The organism is Microbacterium sp. NPDC058062 (assembly GCF_042885375.1).
Lineage (GTDB): Bacteria > Actinomycetota > Actinomycetes > Actinomycetales > Microbacteriaceae > Microbacterium > Microbacterium trichothecenolyticum_C.
This window is the reverse complement of the sequence record NZ_JBHVSC010000003.1, coordinates 629,337-647,303: the sequence shown is the minus strand read 5'-3', so window position 1 is coordinate 647,303 and position 17,967 is coordinate 629,337. Positions and strand designations below refer to the sequence as shown.

At 70.9% G+C, this 17,967-nt stretch carries 17 protein-coding genes; 11 read left to right on the top strand and 6 right to left on the bottom strand.

Annotated elements, in window-relative coordinates; all coding sequences use genetic code 11:
- The first annotated feature begins 9 nt into the window (after positions 1-9).
- Positions 10-1,311 carry a cysteine desulfurase gene (locus ACFVSU_RS12050; RefSeq protein ID WP_387142796.1) on the top strand — a complete coding sequence of 434 codons (1,302 nt, stop codon included), beginning with the start codon at positions 10-12 and terminating at the stop codon, positions 1,309-1,311.
- Entirely contained in the window at positions 1,308-1,760 is a 453-nt protein-coding gene (gene sufU, locus ACFVSU_RS12045; protein WP_387142794.1) for a Fe-S cluster assembly sulfur transfer protein SufU, read from the top strand. Before ACFVSU_RS12050 ends, sufU begins: the two co-directional genes overlap by 4 nt.
- 1 nt (position 1,761) lies before the next feature.
- Here sufU and ACFVSU_RS12040 read toward each other — a convergent pair whose 3' ends face one another.
- Both ACFVSU_RS12040 and ACFVSU_RS12035 read right to left on the bottom strand, forming a co-directional pair.
- A complete protein-coding gene (locus ACFVSU_RS12040) occupies positions 1,762-2,622 on the bottom strand; it encodes a DUF4097 domain-containing protein (RefSeq protein ID WP_387142791.1) in 861 nt (286 codons plus the stop codon).
- On the bottom strand, positions 2,622-3,116 hold the full coding sequence (locus tag ACFVSU_RS12035) for a toxin-antitoxin system HicB family antitoxin (RefSeq protein ID WP_387142788.1): 495 nt from the start codon (positions 3,114-3,116) through the stop codon (positions 2,622-2,624). Before ACFVSU_RS12035 ends, ACFVSU_RS12040 begins: the two co-directional genes overlap by 1 nt.
- Before the next feature lie 160 nt (positions 3,117-3,276).
- Here ACFVSU_RS12035 and ACFVSU_RS12030 point away from each other — a divergent pair, with 160 nt between their 5' ends.
- From ACFVSU_RS12030 to ACFVSU_RS12000, 7 genes are all read left to right on the top strand, one after another.
- Positions 3,277-3,417: a hypothetical protein gene (locus ACFVSU_RS12030; protein WP_157005676.1), complete on the top strand. Its 141-nt coding sequence runs from the start codon at positions 3,277-3,279 to the stop codon at positions 3,415-3,417.
- Entirely contained in the window at positions 3,414-3,503 is a 90-nt protein-coding gene (locus ACFVSU_RS12025) for a potassium-transporting ATPase subunit F (RefSeq protein ID WP_387142785.1), read from the top strand. The genes ACFVSU_RS12030 and ACFVSU_RS12025 overlap by 4 nt, the downstream gene beginning before the upstream one ends.
- Positions 3,503-5,185 carry a potassium-transporting ATPase subunit KdpA gene (gene kdpA / locus ACFVSU_RS12020; protein WP_387142782.1) on the top strand — a complete coding sequence of 561 codons (1,683 nt, stop codon included), beginning with the start codon at positions 3,503-3,505 and terminating at the stop codon, positions 5,183-5,185. Before ACFVSU_RS12025 ends, kdpA begins: the two co-directional genes overlap by 1 nt.
- A gap of 3 nt (positions 5,186-5,188) precedes the next feature.
- Positions 5,189-7,420 (top strand): potassium-transporting ATPase subunit KdpB, encoded by a 2,232-nt coding sequence (kdpB, locus tag ACFVSU_RS12015; RefSeq protein WP_387142779.1) that lies wholly within the window; start codon positions 5,189-5,191, stop codon positions 7,418-7,420.
- An 18-nt stretch (positions 7,421-7,438) separates the two neighbouring features.
- Complete coding sequence (gene kdpC, locus ACFVSU_RS12010) at positions 7,439-8,047, top strand: potassium-transporting ATPase subunit KdpC (RefSeq protein ID WP_387142776.1); 609 nt, start codon at positions 7,439-7,441, stop codon at positions 8,045-8,047.
- Positions 8,048-8,117: 70 nt separating this feature from the next.
- Positions 8,118-10,643, top strand: coding sequence for a DUF4118 domain-containing protein (locus ACFVSU_RS12005; RefSeq protein WP_387142773.1), 2,526 nt, complete (start codon positions 8,118-8,120; stop codon positions 10,641-10,643).
- Positions 10,640-11,320 carry a response regulator gene (locus ACFVSU_RS12000; protein WP_310287032.1) on the top strand — a complete coding sequence of 227 codons (681 nt, stop codon included), beginning with the start codon at positions 10,640-10,642 and terminating at the stop codon, positions 11,318-11,320. Before ACFVSU_RS12005 ends, ACFVSU_RS12000 begins: the two co-directional genes overlap by 4 nt.
- A gap of 122 nt (positions 11,321-11,442) precedes the next feature.
- Here the strand turns inward: ACFVSU_RS12000 and ACFVSU_RS11995 are convergent, their stop codons facing one another.
- Positions 11,443-12,345, bottom strand: coding sequence for a TerC family protein (locus ACFVSU_RS11995; protein ID WP_387142770.1), 903 nt, complete (start codon positions 12,343-12,345; stop codon positions 11,443-11,445).
- A gap of 121 nt (positions 12,346-12,466) precedes the next feature.
- Between ACFVSU_RS11995 and ACFVSU_RS11990 the strand changes: the two genes are divergently transcribed.
- Positions 12,467-13,141, top strand: coding sequence for a GAP family protein (locus tag ACFVSU_RS11990; protein WP_387142767.1), 675 nt, complete (start codon positions 12,467-12,469; stop codon positions 13,139-13,141).
- 55 nt (positions 13,142-13,196) lie between these two features.
- Here ACFVSU_RS11990 and ACFVSU_RS11985 read toward each other — a convergent pair whose 3' ends face one another.
- From ACFVSU_RS11985 to ACFVSU_RS11975, 3 genes are read right to left on the bottom strand one after another with little or no spacing between them, the layout of a single operon-like run.
- Positions 13,197-14,075 carry an alpha/beta fold hydrolase gene (locus tag ACFVSU_RS11985; protein ID WP_387142764.1) on the bottom strand — a complete coding sequence of 293 codons (879 nt, stop codon included), beginning with the start codon at positions 14,073-14,075 and terminating at the stop codon, positions 13,197-13,199.
- An 18-nt stretch (positions 14,076-14,093) separates the two neighbouring features.
- Entirely contained in the window at positions 14,094-15,074 is a 981-nt protein-coding gene (locus tag ACFVSU_RS11980) for an SRPBCC domain-containing protein (protein WP_387142761.1), read from the bottom strand.
- Between the two features lie 2 nt (positions 15,075-15,076).
- Positions 15,077-15,472, bottom strand: coding sequence for an ArsR/SmtB family transcription factor (locus ACFVSU_RS11975; protein ID WP_387143501.1), 396 nt, complete (start codon positions 15,470-15,472; stop codon positions 15,077-15,079).
- A gap of 144 nt (positions 15,473-15,616) precedes the next feature.
- Here ACFVSU_RS11975 and purL point away from each other — a divergent pair, with 144 nt between their 5' ends.
- The gene (gene purL / locus ACFVSU_RS11970; RefSeq protein WP_387142758.1) at positions 15,617-17,950 is read left to right on the top strand and encodes a phosphoribosylformylglycinamidine synthase subunit PurL; all 2,334 of its coding nucleotides are present in this window, start codon (positions 15,617-15,619) and stop codon (positions 17,948-17,950) included.
- Positions 17,951-17,967 lie beyond the last annotated feature (17 nt).

Sequence of the window (17,967 nt, the reverse complement as noted above, 5' to 3'; positions counted from 1 at the left end):
CCTTGAGGGGTGAGCTCTGCCGCCCCCGCCCCCTCCCAGGCCGCGCCCCTGGACGCCGCCACCCTGCGCGCGGACTTCCCGATCCTCGCGCAGCGCGTGAACGGCGAGCGCCTGGTGTACCTCGACTCGGGTGCGACGAGCCAGAAGCCGCAGGCGGTCATCGACGCCGAGGTCGACTTCCTCACGCGCGCGAACTCCGCCGTGCATCGCGGCGCGCACACCCTCGCCGCCGAGGCCACCGAGTTCTTCGAAGACGCCCGCTCGACGGTGGCCGGCTTCGTCGGCGCGCGCCCCGAGCAGCTGGTGTGGACGAGCGGCGCGACCGCCGGCCTCAACCTCGTCGCCTACGCGATCGGCAACGCGTCGGTCGGACGAGGCGCCCCCGCCAGCGCGCGCTTCGCGCTGAAGCCCGGCGACGAGATCGTCATCACCGAGACCGAGCACCACGCGAACCTCATCCCCTGGCAGGAGCTGGCCGCCCGCACCGGCGCGGTGCTGCGCCACATCCCCGTCCATGACGACGGCACGCTGGACATGGATGCTGCCGCCACCCTCATCGGCGAGCGCACGCGGATCGTCGCGTTCACGCACGTGTCGAACGTGCTGGGCATCGTGAACCCGGTCGCCGAGCTCGCCGCCCGGGCGCAGGCCGTCGGTGCGGTGACCGTCCTCGACGCCTGCCAGTCGGCGCCGCACCTGCCCCTCGACTTCCCCGCGCTCGGCGTCGACCTCGCGGTCTTCTCGGGGCACAAGATGCTGGGACCCTACGGCGTCGGAGGCCTCTACGGCCGCGCCGACGTGCTCGAGGCCCTGCCGCCGTTCCTCACGGGCGGCTCGATGATCACCACCGTCACCCTCGACGAGGCGTCGTACCTGCCGCCACCGCAGCGCTTCGAGGCCGGCACGCAGCCGGTGTCGCAGGCGATCGGCCTCGCGGCCGCGGTGCGATACCTGAACGGCATCGGCATGGACGCCGTGCACGCGCACGAGAAGGCGCTCGAAGCGCGCATGGGCGACGGCCTGCGTGCGATCCCCGGCGTGCGGCTGCTCGGCGACGCGCCGGGCGCGGAGCGCGTCGGCCTCTGGGCGTTCGACGTCGACGGCGTGCACGCGCACGACGTGGGCCAGTTCCTCGACGCGCGGGGTGTGGCCGTGCGGGTCGGGCACCACTGCGCGCAGCCGCTGCACCGCCGCTTCGGGCTCACCGCCTCGGTGCGCGCGTCGTCGGCGCTGTACAACACCGCGGACGACGTCGATGTGTTCCTCGACGCGCTGTCGGGTGTGCGCGCGTTCTTCGGAGCCGGCGCATGAGCGGCCTCGAATCGCTCTACCAGGAGCTCATCCTCGACCACTCCAAGCGCCCGCACGGCAAGGGTCTCGGCGCCGAAGAGGGCCGGGTCGCGACGTCGTACCAGCGCAACCCCATCTGCGGCGACGAGATCACGCTCCGCGTGCGCCTGTCCGACGACGGCACCACCGTCGACGAGGTCACCTGGGACGGCGCCGGCTGCTCCATCTCGCAGGCGTCGGCGTCCATGCTCGCCGCGCTCATCGAGGAGGAGGGACGGATGCCGCGGGCCGAGGCATCCGCTCTCGTCGAAGGCTTCCGCGAGGCGCTGCGCTCACGCGGCGAGATCGCGCTGGATGAAGAGGTCTTCGGCGACGCCGCGGCCCTGTCGGGGGTCTCGAAGTTCACCGCGCGCGTCAAGTGCGCGATGCTCGCGTGGGTCGCCTTCGAGGACGCGACCGCCCGGGCGTGACTCAGTCGCCGCCGGCGACGGGGTGCGTGCGGTGCACCGTGATGTCGCCGTACCCGGCACGGGCGTAGAGCTCGACCGACGCCTCGCCCTCGACCGGGCCTGCGGCCGCCGAGAGCTCGTTGCGCACGACGCCGTGCTGGCTCGACGCGTCGAGCCACGCCGCCGTGCCCGAGCGGATGCCGAGGTCCACCGCGCCGTAGGAGGCCTCGATCCGTGCCGTGCCGCCGTTGAGGTCGCCGATGCGCACCGGGCCGTAGGCGGACCGCACCGTGAGCGCGGGACCCGGGTCGCCCAGGTGCACGACACCGCTCGACGTGGCGATGTCGGCGACGCCCGAGACCGAGCCGACGTCGATGCCGGCGTCCGATCCCTTGAGCCGCAGCGCCCCGTCGACGATGCCGATGCGCGCACGGCCGGACTTGATGTCGACGTCGGCGTCGCCGCGCACATGCTCGACGCGCAGCTCGCCGTGCCCGAGACCGAGGTCGGCGCGACCGGTGCGCTCGAGGGTCGCGTCGCCGTAGTCCAGCGCGATGCGCGCGGTGCCGACTGCGCCCGCGACGCGGATCGAGCCGTACTTCAGCGCGAGCGAGACGTCAGAACCGGTGGGGATCCGCACCGACACGTCGACGGAGTCACCGGAGCCGAACAGGTTGAACCGCACCGGGCCGACGATGCGCAGGTCGGAGCCTGCCTGGGTCACGCGCACCGCCTCGGCCGCACTGCGGTCGCCCGCGCGGTGCGGGTTCGCCGGCGCGACGTCGACGGCGAGGTCGCGGCGGCGTTCGGCGACGAGGTCGATGCGGCCCATCTGCAGCTCGATGCGCACGGCCGCCGGGCCCGACACCGGGAACGTGGGCATCAGCGCACCCAGCCGGTGTAGGCGGAGCTCGAACCCCGAGCCGCGGCGGGTGCGGGTTCGACGGCCGCAGCGACGGCCCGCACCAGCCACGTGTTGAGCGAGAGCCCCTCGGCGGTCGCGGCCGCCTCGGCGCGCGCCTTGAGCGAATCAGGCAGGCGCAGGGTGGTGCGTGCGGTGGCGTCATCGGGATCATCGGATGCCGCGGCCGCGAGCACGACGGGACCGCTGGGGTTCGCGGCGACCTCGGTCGCGGGCTCGGCCCGCGGCCGTGCGACGACGAAGTCGACGTCGCGCCCGCGCAGGCGCACGTCGACGGACCCCGGCGCGAGCTCCCGCGTGATCTCGCCCGCCGCCTCGGACAGCGCCTCGAGGATCACGAGCCGCACCGCGGGCTCGAGCGCCGCCGCGAGACGCGCCGTGACTTCGGAATCATCGGGGCTCGCGGCGGCGGCGAGCTGACGCTGGAGCTCCTCGACATGGGTCGCGATCTGCATGACGTCAGAGTGACATCAGTGTGGTGTCATGTCAACGCCGCGTCAGGGACCCGTGAGCGTCGGGCGCGACGGCGTTCGGATTCCGTGAGGACGGCGGCTGCAGCATCCGTCCCGGAGTTGCGTCGAATCCGCACCTGAACCGCACCCTCCAGGAGACCCTGTGCTCGATGTCATCTACCTCGCCCTGACCCTCGCGCTGTTCGCGCTCGTCGGACTCGTCGCCAAGGCGGTGGAGAAGCTGGGCCCACGCGCCCGAGGCTCCGCCCGGCGCGAAGCGACGAGCGGAGAGGCGTGGGGATGATCGTCTTCTCACTCGTCGGCGCGGCCCTCGGCCTCGCCGCGACCGTCTACCTCGTCGTCGCGCTCGTGAAGCCGGAGAAGTTCTGATGGACGCCGCCACCGTGTGGACCGGCGTCCTCCAGATCGCCACGGTCCTCCTGATCCTCGCGCTCCTCTACCGGCCGCTGGGCGACTGGATCGCCCGCATCTACACCGCGGACAAGGACTGGCGCGTCGAGCGCGGCATGTACCGGCTCGTCGGCGTCGACCCCCGCTCGGAGCAGACGTGGCAGGCCTACCTGCGCGGCGTGCTCGCCTTCTCCGCCGTTGGCGTGCTCTTCGTCTACGCGCTGCAGCGCTTCCAGGCCGTGCTGCCGTACTCGCTGGGCCTCCCCGCCGTGCCGGAGGGCCTCGCGTTCAACACCGCGGTGTCGTTCGTGACCAACACGAACTGGCAGTCCTACTCCCCCGAGCTGACCATGGGCTACACCGTGCAGCTCGCAGGCCTGGCCGTTCAGAACTTCGTGTCGGCGGCCGTCGGCATCGCCGTCGCCGTCGCGCTCGTCCGTGGTTTCGCGCGGCGCGGGTCCGCGACGATCGGCAACTTCTGGGTCGACCTGACGCGTGGAATCACTCGGCTGCTGCTGCCGCTCGCCGTCGTCTCGGCGATCGCGCTCGTGATCGCGGGCGTGGTGCAGAACGTCAACGGGTTCGTCGACGTCGGCACCGTGGCGGGCGGCACGCAGTCGATCCCGGGCGGGCCGGTCGCCTCGCAGGAGGCCATCAAGCTCCTCGGCACGAACGGCGGCGGCTTCTTCAACGCCAACTCCGCGCACCCGTTCGAGAACCCCACACCGTGGTCGAACGTGCTCGAGATCCTGCTGATCCTGGCGATCCCGTTCGCGCTGCCGCGGGCGTTCGGACGGATGGTGAACGACGACCGCCAGGGGTACGCGATCCTCGCCGTCATGAGCACGATCGCCGTCGTGTCGATCACGGCGGTGACGTGGCTCGAGTCGCTCGGGCTCGGCACCGCGCCGCAGCTCGCCGGCGCCGCGATGGAGGGCAAGGAGGCGCGCTTCGGCATCTGGGGCTCGACCCTCTTCGCCGGAGCGACCACGCTCACCTCGACCGGCGCGGTGAACTCGATGCACGACTCGTACACCGCGCTCGGCGGCATGATCCCGATGATCAACATGATGCTCGGCGAGGTCGCCCCCGGCGGCGTCGGGTCGGGCCTCTACGGCATGCTCGTGCTGGCCGTCATCGCGGTGTTCGTCGGCGGGCTCCTCGTCGGACGCACGCCCGAGTACCTCGGCAAGAAGATCGGGCCGACAGAGGTCAAGCTCGCGAGCCTGTACATCCTCGTGACGCCCGCGCTCGTGCTCGCGGGCACGGCGCTGAGCTTCGGCATCCCCGCGATCCGGTCCGACATGGAGTCGACCTCGATCTGGAACCCGGGCGTCCACGGCCTCGGCGAGGTGCTCTACGCGTTCACCTCGGCGGCCAACAACAACGGTTCGGCGTTCGCGGGGCTCACCGCGAACACCCCGTGGCTCAACACGGCGCTCGGCGTCGCGATGCTGCTCGGACGGTTCCTGCCGATCGTGCTGGTACTCGCCCTGGCCGGCTCGCTCGCCGCCCAGACGCCGGTGCCCTCGACGGCCGGCACCCTCCCCACGCATCGCCCGCAGTTCGTCGGCCTCCTCGCCGTCGTCGCGGTCGTCATCACCGCTCTCACCTACTTCCCCGTTCTCACGCTGGGTCCCCTGGCGGAAGGGCTCGTCTGAACCATGTCCACTGACGTTTCGTCTCGCTTCGCTCGCTCAACGACCGCGGAGGTGGAATCCACGGCGCATCCCATCGCGGGCACCGTCTCGCCGAAGCCGCCGAAGCCGTCCTCCCGGGCGTTCAGTGCGGCCCAGCTGTGGGCGGCCGTGCCCGGCGCGCTGCGCAAGCTCAACCCCGCGGCGCTGTGGCGCAACCCCGTCATGTTCCTGGTGTGGGTGGGTGCCGCCCTCACCACCGCGATCGCGATCGCCGAGCCGTTCCTGGGAGGCCCAGAGCAGTCCGGCGGCACCGCGGTGCCCTTCGGCTTCACGTGGGGCATCGCCGTGTGGCTGTGGCTCACGGTGCTCTTCGCGAACCTCGCGGAGTCGGTGGCCGAAGGCCGCGGCAAGGCCCAGGCCGCGTCTCTGCGAAAGACCCGCACGTCGACCATGGCGCGTCGCGTCACCGCCTACGACGGGATCGCGGATGCTGCCGCCGAGCGCACCGAGACGGTCGAGGTCTCCTCGTCCGATCTGAAGCTCGGTGACGTCGTGATCGTGTCGGCCGGCGAGCTGATCCCGGGCGACGGCGACATCGTCGCCGGGATCGCGACCGTCGACGAGTCGGCGATCACGGGCGAGTCCGCGCCGGTCGTCCGCGAGTCGGGTGGAGACCGCTCCGCCGTCACCGGCGGCACCCGCGTGCTGTCGGACCGCATCGTCGTGCGCATCACGTCGAAGCCGGGCGAGACGTTCGTCGACCGCATGATCGCCCTCGTCGAGGGCGCCGCGCGGCAGAAGACGCCCAACGAGGTCGCGCTCAACATCCTGCTCGCGAGCCTGTCGATCGTGTTCGTGATCGTGGTGCTGACCCTCAACCCGATCGCGTCCTACGCCACTGCGTCGAACGAGAGCTTCGCCGAGGGAGCGCCCGTGAGCATCCCGGTGCTGATCGCGCTGCTGGTGTGCCTCATCCCGACCACGATCGGGGCACTGCTCTCGGCCATAGGCATCGCCGGCATGGACCGCCTGGTGCAGCGCAACGTGCTGGCGATGTCCGGCCGCGCCGTCGAGGCCGCGGGCGATGTCACGACGCTGCTCCTCGACAAGACGGGCACGATCACCTACGGCAACCGCCGCGCCTCCGACTTCGTCGCGATGCCGGGCGTCGGCGAGGACGAGCTCGCACGGGCAGCCGCGCTCTCGTCGCTCGCCGACCCCACCCCCGAGGGCGTCTCGGTGGTCGAGCTGGCAGCGGTGCGCGGGATCCACGTCAGCGAGCCCGCCGGCTCCACCGTCGTCCCCTTCACTGCCCAGACCCGCATGAGCGGCGTCGACCTCGCGGACGGCACGCAGGTGCGCAAGGGCGCCGGGTCTGCCGTGATCGCGTGGCTCGCAGCATCCGGATCCGACGTCCCGACTGCGATGCGCGCTCAGCTGACGAGCGAGACCGACGCCATCGCGCAGTCGGGCGGCACGCCGCTCGTCGTCGCCGAGCTCGATCCCTCCGGCGCGGGGCGCGTGCTCGGGGTGATCCACCTCAAGGACATCGTCAAGGACGGCCTGCGCGAGCGGTTCGACGAGCTGCGGTCGATGGGCATCCGCACGGTCATGATCACGGGCGACAACCCCCTGACGGCCGCGGCCATCGCGAAGGAGGCGGGCGTCGACGACTACCTCGCCGAGGCGACGCCGGAGGACAAGCTCGCACTGATCCGCGCGGAGCAGGAGGGCGGCAACCTCGTCGCGATGACCGGCGACGGCACCAACGACGCCCCCGCGCTCGCACAGGCCGACGTCGGCGTCGCGATGAACACCGGCACCTCCGCCGCGAAGGAGGCCGGCAACATGGTCGACCTCGATTCCGACCCGACGAAGCTCATCGACATCGTGCGCATCGGCAAGCAGCTGCTGATCACGCGCGGCGCCCTCACCACCTTCTCGCTGGCCAACGACATCGCGAAGTACTTCGCGATCATCCCGGCGATGTTCATGGGGGTGTTCCCCGGCCTCGCGGCGCTCAACGTCATGCAGCTCTCGTCGCCGGCGTCGGCGGTCACGAGCGCGATCATCTTCAACGCCGTGATCATCGTGATCCTCATCCCGCTCGCGCTGCGGGGCGTGAAGTACCGCCCCGCGAGCGCCTCGCAGATCCTCAGCCGCAACCTGCTCGTCTACGGGCTCGGCGGCGTGATCGCCCCCTTCATCGGCATCAAGCTCATCGACCTCGTCGTGAGCCTCATCCCGGGCTTCTGACCCGTTAGGAGAGTCTTCGTGTCCACTCGCACCACCGTCCGCACGACCGGCGTCGCCGTCCGCGCGATGCTCGTCTTCACCCTCGTGCTCGGCGTCGGCTACACCCTGCTCGTCACCGGCATCAGTCAGCTCGTCCTGCCGTGGCAGGCCAACGGCTCGCTCGTGCAGAACTCTGCGGGCGTGACCGTCGGGTCGGCGCTCATCGGGCAGTCCTTCACGGATGCCTCGGGCGCGGCGCTTCCGCAGTACTTCCAGTCCCGCCCTTCCGCCGCCGGCGACGGGTACGACGGCGGGGCGTCGAGCGGCTCCAACCTCGGCCCGGAGAACCCCGACCTCGTCTCTGCCATCGAGTCACGGAAGGCGGCCGTCGCGGAGCTCGAGGGCGTCGACCCGTCGCAGGTGCCCGCCGACGCGGTGACCGCGTCGGGCTCGGGCCTGGACCCCCACATCAGCCCGGCGTACGCGCTGCTCCAGGTGCGTCGCGTCGCGGCGGCCCGCGGGCTCACGGAGTCCGAGATGCGGTCTCTGGTCGAGGCGCACGTCGAGCAGCGCGACCTCGGCTACCTCGGCGAGCCGCGGGTGAACGTCGTCGAGCTGAACCTCGCCCTCGACGCCCTGGGCCGTTGACCACCCGCCGGCGTTCGGATTCCGTGAGGACGGCGGTCGCGGCATCCGTCGCGGGTCATAGGGTGAGCACGTGAAGCGCGGCAAGCTGCGGGTGCTGCTCGGCGCGGCGCCCGGCGTCGGCAAGACGTACGAGATGCTCGAAGAGGGCCGCCGCCTCGCCGACGACGGGCGCGACGTCGTGATGGCGGTCGTCGAGACGCACGGGCGCGCCGCCACCGCCGCACTCATGGACGGACTGCCCGTCGTGCCCCGCACGCTGGTGTCGCACCGCGGCGTCGAGCTCAGCGACATGGACCTCGAGGGGGTCCTCGAACGCAGCCCCGAGATCGCTCTCGTCGACGAGCTCGCCCACACCAACGCGCCGGGCCTGCGGCATTCCAAGCGCTGGCAGGACGTGGCCGATCTGCTCGACGCAGGCATCGACGTCATCACGACGGTCAACGTGCAGCACATCGAATCGCTCGGCGGGGTGGTCGAGCAGATCACTGGCGTCGCGCAGCGCGAGACGGTTCCCGATGCGGTGGTCCGCGCCGCCGACCAGGTCGAGGTGGTCGACCTCTCACCCCAGTCGCTGCGCGATCGCCTCTCAGCGGGGCTCGTCTACCCCGCCGAGCGGATCGACGCGGCCCTGTCGAACTACTTCCGGCTCGGCAACCTCACGGCCCTGCGCGAGCTCGCGCTGCTGTGGCTGGCCGACGAGGTCGACAGCGCCCTCAAGTCCTACCGCGCTGAGCACGGCATCGAGGGAGCATGGCAGGCGCGCGAGCGGGTGGTCATCGCGCTCACCGGCGGCTCCGAGGGCGAGACGCTGCTGCGCCGCGGCGCGCGCATCGCCGCGCGGTCGGCGGGCGGCGAGCTGCTCGCGGTGCACGTGTCGAGCCAGGACGGCCTGCGCTCGGGCGATCCGGGCGCCCTCGCAGCGCAGCGGGCGCTCGTCGAGTCGCTCGGCGGCACGTACCACCAGGTGGTCGGCGACGACATCCCTCGCGCGCTCGTCGAGTTCGCGCGCTCGGTGAACGCCACGCAGCTCGTGATCGGCGTGAGCCGACGCGGCCGCCTCGCCACGCTCTTCACCGGCCCTGGCATCGGGGCGACGGTGATCCGCGAGTCCGGCGACATCGACGTGCACATCGTCACACACGATGCGGCGGGCGATCGGTTCCCGCTGCCGCGCGTGACCGGCGGTGCCCTGAGCGTCCGCCGCCGCGTGCTCGGGTTCGCGCTCGCACTGATCGGCGGCCCGCTCCTCACGTGGCTGCTGGTCTCGCTGCGCAGTGAGGACACGATCACCAGCGACGTGCTCGCATACCAGCTGCTGGTCGTGCTGGTCTCGCTCGTCGGCGGCATCTGGCCCGCGGTCTTCGCGGCGGTGATGTCCGGCTTCACCCTGAACTACTTCTTCGTCGCGCCCTACTACACGGTGTCGGTCGCCGATCCGCGGAACGTCTGGGCGCTCATCCTCTACGTCGTGATCGCCGTGCTGGTGAGCTTCATCGTCGATCGCGCGGCGCGCGCGGCGCGATCCGCCCGGCGCGCCGAGGCGGAGGCCGAGCTGCTCGCGAACGTCGCGGGCAGCGTGCTGCGCGGCGAGTCCGCGGTGCCTGCGCTCATCAGCCGCACGCGGGAATCGCTCGGGCTGGCCGGCGTGCGTCTGGTCGACGCCGACGGATCCGTGGTCGCGACCGACGGCGAGCCCGTGCGCGACGGCCGATACGAGGCCGTGACGGTCGCGCGCCGCAACGGGGGTCCGCCCGCGATGCTCGAGCTGCACGGCCACGTGCTCGACGCCTCCGAGCGCCGGCTCATCGACGCCGTCGCCGCCCAGCTCTCCGCGGCCCTCGAGCACACCGACCTCACCGCCACGGCACGGCAGGCCGGAGCTCTCGCCGAGACGGACCAGGTGCGCAGCGCGCTGCTGTCGGCCGTGAGCCACGACCTGCGCCGCCCGCTCGCCGCCGCGGTCGCCGCCGTCGGCGGGCTCCGCGCCGCGGGGCCGCACCTGTCGCCCGAGGACCGGGCCGAACTTCTCGCGACGGCGGATGAGTCGCTCACGACGCTGTCGGTGCTCGTCACCGACCTGCTGGACGTCAGCCGCGTGCAGGCGGGCGTGCTCGCGGTGTCGCTGCAGCCCGTCGACAGCGCCGGCGTCGTGCTGGCCGCGCTCGACGAGCTCGGCGCCGGCCCCGACCGGTTCGAGCTCGCGCTCGACCCCGACCTGCCGCTCGTCGAGGCGGACCCGGTGCTGCTGCAGCGGGTGCTCGTGAACGTGCTCGCGAACGCCGCGCGCCACAGCCCGGCGGGATCGCACGTGCGCGTCGCGACGAGCCGCCTCGGCCGCACCGCCGAGATCCGCGTGGTGGACCACGGCACCGGGGTGTCGCCGGAGCGGCGCGACGACATGTTCGTCCCGTTCCAGCGGCTCGGCGACACCGACAACACCGCGGGCCTGGGCCTCGGGCTCGCCCTGTCGAAGGGGTTCACCGAGGGCATGGGCGGTACGCTCGCCCCCGAGGACACCCCCGGAGGAGGCTTGACGATGGTCATCGCGCTGCCGGTCGCGGACGCGATCCTCGCCGACGAGGGGTCGCTGCCGTGAAGGTCCTGATCGCCGACGACGATCCGCAGCTCGTCCGCGCGCTGCGGATCACGCTGGCCGCGCACGGCTACGAGGTCGTCGCCGCTCCCGACGGCGCGGCGGCGGTGGCCCTCGCCGCCAAGGAGCATCCCGACATCGTGATGGTGGACCTCGGGATGCCGCGCCTCGACGGCGTGCAGGTGATCGAGGCGCTGCGGGGCTGGACGACGGCCCCGATCATCGTGGTCTCGGGCCGCACCGGCTCCGCCGACAAGGTCGAGTCGCTGGACGCCGGCGCCGACGACTACGTCACCAAGCCGTTCCAGATCGACGAGCTGCTCGCACGACTGCGGGCACTGTCACGACGCGTGACCGCAGCATCCGGTGTCCCCGTCGTCACGTTCGGGGACGTCGTGGTGGATCTGTCGACCAAGACGGTGACGCGCTCCGGCGAGCGCGTGCACCTCACGCCGACGGAGTGGAAGATCCTCGAGTTCCTCGCACGCAACCCCGGCTCGCTCGTGACACGGCAGGCGCTCCTCAAGGACATCTGGGGCACCGAGCAGGTGGCCGACACCGGCTACCTGCGGCTGTACATGTCGCAGCTGCGCAAGAAGCTCGAGTCCGATCCGGGCAACCCCGCACACCTGCTGACGGAGTCGGGCATGGGCTACCGCCTCCTCGCCGACGCCGCCTGACCACGCACCCACGGCCCTGGAGGGACGGATGCTGCGGCTCGCAGCATCCATCCGCGCTCGAGAACCCGCGATCCGGCCGGGAAACCGCGCGGCGCCTGGTTCACCCGCGCGCTCCCGGTTTCTCAGCCGAGGCCCTGGCGCTCCTCGGCGGCGGACGGCACCGCATCGCCCGCCACGGGCTTCGACGACAGGCCCACCGAACCCGAACCGGGGTCCTTCGACAGCGCGGCGGCCACCGCGACCGACTCGTCGACGTCGGGGTACTGGGGGCGCAGCTGCACTGGAGTGCGGCGGCGCTGCTCGCGCTTCGCCTTCGCGGCGGCGGCCCAGAGGTTGAGCGCCTCCACGAAGATCGCGAACGCCATCGGGCCGTAGATGAACGCCTTGTCGATGTGGAACCCGAAGCCCTCGGCGATGAGGAACACACCGATCAGCAGCAGGAACGACAGCGCCAGCATCTTCACCGTGGGGTGCTTGTTGACGAACGCGAAGATGAAGCGGGACGCGAAGAGCATGATGCCGAACGACAGCACGACGACGGTGATGATGATGACGAGGTTCGTGGTCATGCCGACCGCGGTGATCACCGAGTCGAGCGAGAAAACCAGGTCGAGCACCAGGATCTGCGCGATCACCGAGCCGAAGGTCACGGCCTTGCGGCCGCCGCCGCCGTGCTCCTCCTCAGAGCCCTCGAGCTTGTGGTGGATCTCGGTCACGGCCTTGTAGACGAGGAACAGTCCACCGGCGATGAGGATGATGTCCTTCCACGAGAAGCCCATCTCGCCGATGAAGAACACCTCCTCCTTGAGCGTGATGATCCAGCCTGCGAACAGCACGAGCACGACGCGCATCAGCATCGCCAGCGTGAGGCCGAGATTGCGCGCCTTGGCCTGCTGCTCCTTGGGGAGCTTGGACGCGAGGATCGAGATGAAGATGACGTTGTCGACGCCGAGCACGACCTCGAGGACGAACAGCGTCAGGAACACGGCGATCAGATCGGGCGTGAAAGCGAAGGAGAAGTCCACGCCGCCATCGTATGAGGCGGCGGTGAACGAGCCGCGACCTCTCGGCGCGCGGCGCTCCCGTGCGGCAGGATGATCTCGCACCCTCGTCTCGCCGCGAGGGGGACGGGAGTCGAGGCCGCACATGGGCACGGTGCTCTGGTACACGATCCCGATCGCGCTGGCGATCGCGTTGAGCGTGTTCCCGATCGTCTCCGTGCTGGTGCTGCTGCTCGCTCCCGATCCGATGCGGCGCAGCGTGCTGTTCACCGGCGGGTGGTTCGGGGGCCTGCTCGTCCTCGTCGCCGCGTTCACCATCGGCGCGGCCCTCGTCCCCGACGCGGCGCGGGGTCCGTTCCCGCCGTGGACGCATGTCGCCGAGATCGCGATCGGCGTCGTGCTGATCGTGATGACGCTGGTCATCGGCCGGCGAGCCCGACGGTCCGACTCGGCGAAGACCCTCGACCTCCAAGGCCTCACGACCCGGATGACGGGACCGCGCGCGTTCGCATTCGGCGTCATGATGAACGTCCGGCCGAAGAACATCGTCCTCACGATCGCCGGCGGCCTCGCGATCGGAGCCGCCGCACTCGATCTCGTCGCGACCTCGACGATCGTCGTGATCTTCACGGTCGTGGCAGCGTCCACCGTCGTCGGCCTGGTCGTCGTGTACACCGTCGGCAGAACCCGGGTGCGCCCGGGGCTCGATCGCCTGCGCGTCTTCCTCGTCGATCACGCGTCGCTGGTGCTGCAGATCTTCGGCGTCCTCGTGGGCGTGCTGCTGATCGTCATCGGCACCGTGCGGCTGATCGGCATGTGAAAGAGAGAAGACGGATGCCGCAGCATCCGTCTTCTCTCACCCCTCGGGCGCGCCCTCAGTCGAGGATCTCCCGCAAGCGTGCCGCGAAGCCGGCGGGGTCGCCGGGGTATCCCGGCTGATCCGCGAAGCCGCCGTGGTGGCTCGGGAAGTCGGTGACCGGCCGGTCGAGCACCGCGGCGACTCCGCGGGCGCCGCGCGCGGGCAGCGTGTCGCCGGACTCCACCCCCGCCGCGATCACGAGCCGGTCGCCCAGCTCCCGCAGCCGGTCGGCGTCGACGCGGTAGACGATGGTCGCCGGCATGTTCCGCAGCAGCGGGTTCGTGCGGGTGCCGTCGTCGTCCGCCGACATGCCGAACATCGCGGGGTCGGGCGCGGGCTGGTCGAGGTAGTCGTCCGGCACCGGGCCGTCGAGCATGACGAACGGGATGAAGGTCGCCATCGCGGCGCCGTCGCCCTTCTCGGCGTACGTGCGCTTCATGTGGTCGACCACCGCGAGCACCGCCTCACGGTCGGGGAGCACGTTCGCGAGCGGCGGCTCGTGCACGACGGCGATGCGCACGTCCTCGGGGTGAGCAGTGACCAGCGCGAGCAGGTTCACCGCCCCGCCACTGGTGCCGAACGCGTCGACGGGCCCGCAGTCCAGCGCCGCGATCACGCGATGCAGGTCCGACGCATGCTGCTCGACCGTGATGTCGGCCGTGCCCACCGGGTTGCGGCCGGCGCCGCGCGGGTCGTAGGTCACCACGGGGCGGTCCGCAAGCTGCCCGGCGAGCTGCGCCAGTCCGCAGGCGTCCATCGGCGCCGCGAAGAGGAACAGGGCCGGCCTCTCGGCGGTGGCCGCCGCCAGATCCCCGTGGATGTCGTACGTGATCGCGTCGTCGCCCTCACCCACGACGTGGGTGGTGACGGTCCGCTCGACGGTGTTCTCGGTCATCTTGACTGCTCCTCCGACTTAGACCTGGGCCAGGACGCCCTCGAGGCGGCCGTAGCTGGCCTCCATGCCGTCGGTCATGCCGGTGGCGAGGACGATGTCGCGCGTCTCCTTGTCGGGGTACTCGATGAGGAGCGTGATGAGGGTTGCACCGTCCTCCTCGTAGAGGTTCAGGTCGTTGAGCGTCGAGGGGAACTCGGTTCCGGTCATGTGCTCGGTGGTGACCGCGCGGCGCGGCGCCTCGGAGAGGAGGGTCTCGCCGTCGAAGCCGAACGTCTCGCCTTCGGTCCCTTCGAGCGGCTCCCACTGGTACTGGTACTTCCCGCCCACGGACGGGTCGATCTCGCACACGGACATCCGCCAGCCGTCGGGGCCGAGGAGCCACTGCTGCATGAGCTCGGGCTCCTGGTGCGCCCGCCACACGAGGTCGATCGGACCCTCGATGAGCCGCGTGATGCGCACGTGGGTGTCGTCGAGGATCTCGGTCTGCGTGCCCTTGCCGGCCGAGTAGGCGCGCAGCCCCTCGAGCACGCGGTCGAGCTGGTTGATCGCCATCGTCGAGCCCTCGACGGCGCCCATCGCGACAACCTTCTCGAGTGCCTCGGCCGAGTCGAAGTACGTGGTGTTGACCAGCCGCGACCCGGTCGGCGTCTGGGTGAACGCGAACACCATGCGCGAGGTCGGCATCTCGGCGAGCACCGTGCCCGCCGCGTCGGCGAACGAGTCGAGCGCGGTGAACGTGCGGGGTCCGTCGATCTCGAGGAACTCCCAGACCCCGTGGTACTCCTCCCCCTTCGGACTCGTCATGTGGTACCTGGCGCGGCCGCCGGCGGTGAGGTCGAATTCCGTGAAGGTGGCGGGGTACCCGGGAGGGCCCCAGAACCGCTCGAGCTGCCGCGGTTCGGTGAAGGCCTCCCACAGGCGCTCGACCGGAGCGGCGAAGTCGGCCGTGAGCGTCATCGTGAGCGCTTCGGGATCGGTGGTGACGTCGGTGACGGGCATCGTCATTCTCCTTCGTTACTGCGCGGATCGTTCTTCGGTTCTTGGGTGGTGCCGGGCGTGCCGGCGGGTTCGGCGAGCAGCGCATCGAGCCGGTCGATGCGGGCGCGCCACAGTTCCTCGTAGCGGGCGAGCAGCGCGCGGGCGCGGGCGATCATCTCGGGGTCCGCCCGGACGAGGCGCTCACGGCCTTCGGCGCGCTTGACGATGAGGCCCGCGGCCTCGAGCACGGTGACGTGCTTCTGCACCGCCGCGAACGACATGTCGTACTCGCGAGCGAGCGTCGATACGGAGTACTCGGCCGAGAGCGTCCGACGCAGGATGTCGCGCCGGGTCGCCGCCGCCAGTGCGTGGAACACGCGGTCGATCTCGTCATCGCTGAGCTCAATTCCTACAACCATTTGGTTGTACGTTAGCTCCGGTCGCAGCATCCGTCAACCCCTTTTCCGGTGACGGATGCTGCAGCCGCCGCGATCCGTCACCCCATCGCGGGCCGAACTAGACTGTTCAGGTCCGGCATCCCCGAATTTCTGGAGCTGAGCCGCGTGACCACCCCCGCTTCGACCTCTGTCGCCGACACCGTCGAGAACGCCACCGCCACGCCCGAGAAGGAGCAGCCGTACGCGGCGCTCGGTCTCAAGCCCGACGAGTACGAGAAGATCCGCGAGATCCTCGGCCGCCGCCCCACGTCGGGCGAGCTGGCGATGTACTCCGTCATGTGGTCGGAGCACTGCTCCTACAAGTCGTCGAAGATCTATCTCCGCAAGTTCGGCGAGAAGGTCTCGGACGAGATGAAGGAACGGCTCATGGTCGGCATGGGCCAGAACGCCGGCGTCGTCGACATCGGCGAGGGCTGGGCCGTCACCTTCAAGGTCGAGTCGCACAACCACCCGAGCTACATCGAGCCGTTCCAGGGTGCCGCGACCGGTGTCGGCGGCATCGTGCGCGACATCATCTCGATGGGCGCGCGCCCGGTGGCCGTCATGGACCAGCTGCGCTTCGGCGCCATCGACAACCCCGACACCGCGCGCGTCGTGCACGGCGTGGTCAGCGGCATCTCGTTCTACGGCAACTGCCTCGGCCTGCCGAACATCGGTGGCGAGACCGTGTTCGACTCCGTGTACCAGGGCAACCCGCTCGTCAACGCCCTCGCAGTGGGCGTCCTGCGCCACGAGGACCTCAAGCTTGCCAACGCCACCGGCGCCGGCAACAAGGTCGTCCTGTTCGGCGCCCGCACCGGCGGCGACGGCATCGGCGGTGCATCGATCCTCGCCTCCGACACGTTCGCCGACGGCGGCCCGACCAAGCGCCCCGCGGTGCAGGTCGGCGACCCCTTTGCCGAGAAGGTGCTCATCGAGTGCTGCCTCGAGCTCTACCGTGACGAGCTCGTCGAGGCCATCCAGGACCTCGGTGCCGCCGGCATCTCGTGCGCCACGTCGGAGCTCGCCGCCAACGGCGGCTCGGGCATGCGCGTCGACCTCGAGAAGGTGCTGCTGCGCGACCCCACGCTCACGCCGGAGGAGATCCTCATGAGCGAGAGCCAGGAGCGCATGATGGCGATCGTCGCGCCCGAGAAGCTCGACGCGTTCCTCGAGGTCGTCGGCAAATGGGACGTCGAGACGAGCGTCCTCGGCGAGGTGACCGGAGACGGCCGCCTGCAGATCTTCTGGCACGGCGAGCAGATCGTCGACGTCGACCCCTCGACCGTCGCGGTCGACGGCCCCGTCTACGAGCGCCCCGTGGCCTACCCCACGTGGATCGACGCGCTGCGTGAGGACTCGGCATCCGCTCTCCCGCGTCCGACCGACGCCGACACGCTGCGCGAGCAGTTCACGAGGCTCGTCGCGAGCCCGAACCTCGCCGACACGTCGTGGATCACGAACCAGTACGACTACTACGTGATGGGCAACACGGCGCTGTCGTTCCCCGACGACGCCGGCATGATCCGCGTCGACGAGCACTCCGGTCTCGGCTTCGCGATCGCCACCGACTGCAACGGCCGCTACTGCCAGCTCGACCCGTACCAGGGCGCGAAGCTGGCGCTGGCCGAGGCGTACCGCAACGTCGCCGTCACCGGTGCCGAGCCGACCGCCGTCACCGACTGCCTCAACTTCGGCTCGCCCGAGAACCCCGAGGTGATGTGGCAGTTCTCGCAGACCGTCGACGGCCTGTCGGACGCCTGCCTCGAACTCGGCGTCCCCGTCACCGGCGGCAACGTCTCGTTCTACAACCAGACCGGCGACCAGCCGATCTTCCCGACGCCCGTCGTCGGCGTGCTGGGAATCATCGACGACGTCGCGCGCCGCATCCCGTCGGGCTGGCAGGACGCGGGCGAGAACATCTACCTGCTCGGCGTGACCTCGACCGAGCTGTCGGGTTCGCAGTGGGCCGGCACCGTCCACGACCACCTCGGCGGTCGCCCGCCGGCGGTCGACCTCGCGCAGGAGAAGAAGCTCGCCGAGCTCATCCACGCCGGCTCGCAGCAGTCGCTCATCTCGTCGGCGCACGACCTCTCGTCGGGCGGCCTCGCACAGGCCCTCGCCGAGGCCACCATGCGCTTCGGCGTCGGCGCGCGCGTCTGGCTGAACGAGATCATGGAGCGCGACGGAGTGGATGCTGCCACCGCCCTGTTCTCGGAGTCCACGGGTCGCGTCATCGTCTCGGTCCCCCGCGAGGACGACGTGAAGTTCCGTGGTCTGTGCGAGGGCCGGGGCTACCCCGTGCTGCGCATCGGTGTGACCGACGCGGCCGCGGACGGCGACGAGCCCGCGCTCGAGGTGCAGGGTCTGTTCACGGTCCCGCTCGCGGAGCTGAGGGGCCTCTCGACGTCGACGCTGCCCGATGCCTTCGGCCCGATCATCACCGAGCACACCGCCTGATCCGCGGTCGACACGAA

What these genes read in the sequence shown, in the direction of transcription:
- sufU (WP_387142794.1), top strand. Translation starts at nt 1,308, where the DNA reads ATGAGCGGCCTCGAATCGCTCTACCAGGAGCTCATCCTCGACCACTCC.
- ACFVSU_RS12040 (WP_387142791.1), bottom strand. Translation starts at nt 2,622, where the DNA reads ATGCCCACGTTCCCGGTGTCGGGCCCGGCGGCCGTGCGCATCGAGCTG.
- ACFVSU_RS12035 (WP_387142788.1), bottom strand. Translation starts at nt 3,116, where the DNA reads ATGCAGATCGCGACCCATGTCGAGGAGCTCCAGCGTCAGCTCGCCGCC.
- ACFVSU_RS12025 (WP_387142785.1), top strand. Translation starts at nt 3,414, where the DNA reads ATGATCGTCTTCTCACTCGTCGGCGCGGCCCTCGGCCTCGCCGCGACC.
- kdpA (WP_387142782.1), top strand. Translation starts at nt 3,503, where the DNA reads ATGGACGCCGCCACCGTGTGGACCGGCGTCCTCCAGATCGCCACGGTC.
- kdpB (WP_387142779.1), top strand. Translation starts at nt 5,189, where the DNA reads ATGTCCACTGACGTTTCGTCTCGCTTCGCTCGCTCAACGACCGCGGAG.
- ACFVSU_RS11990 (WP_387142767.1), top strand. Translation starts at nt 12,467, where the DNA reads ATGGGCACGGTGCTCTGGTACACGATCCCGATCGCGCTGGCGATCGCG.
- ACFVSU_RS11985 (WP_387142764.1), bottom strand. Translation starts at nt 14,075, where the DNA reads ATGACCGAGAACACCGTCGAGCGGACCGTCACCACCCACGTCGTGGGT.
- ACFVSU_RS11980 (WP_387142761.1), bottom strand. Translation starts at nt 15,074, where the DNA reads ATGCCCGTCACCGACGTCACCACCGATCCCGAAGCGCTCACGATGACG.
- ACFVSU_RS11975 (WP_387143501.1), bottom strand. Translation starts at nt 15,472, where the DNA reads ATGGTTGTAGGAATTGAGCTCAGCGATGACGAGATCGACCGCGTGTTC.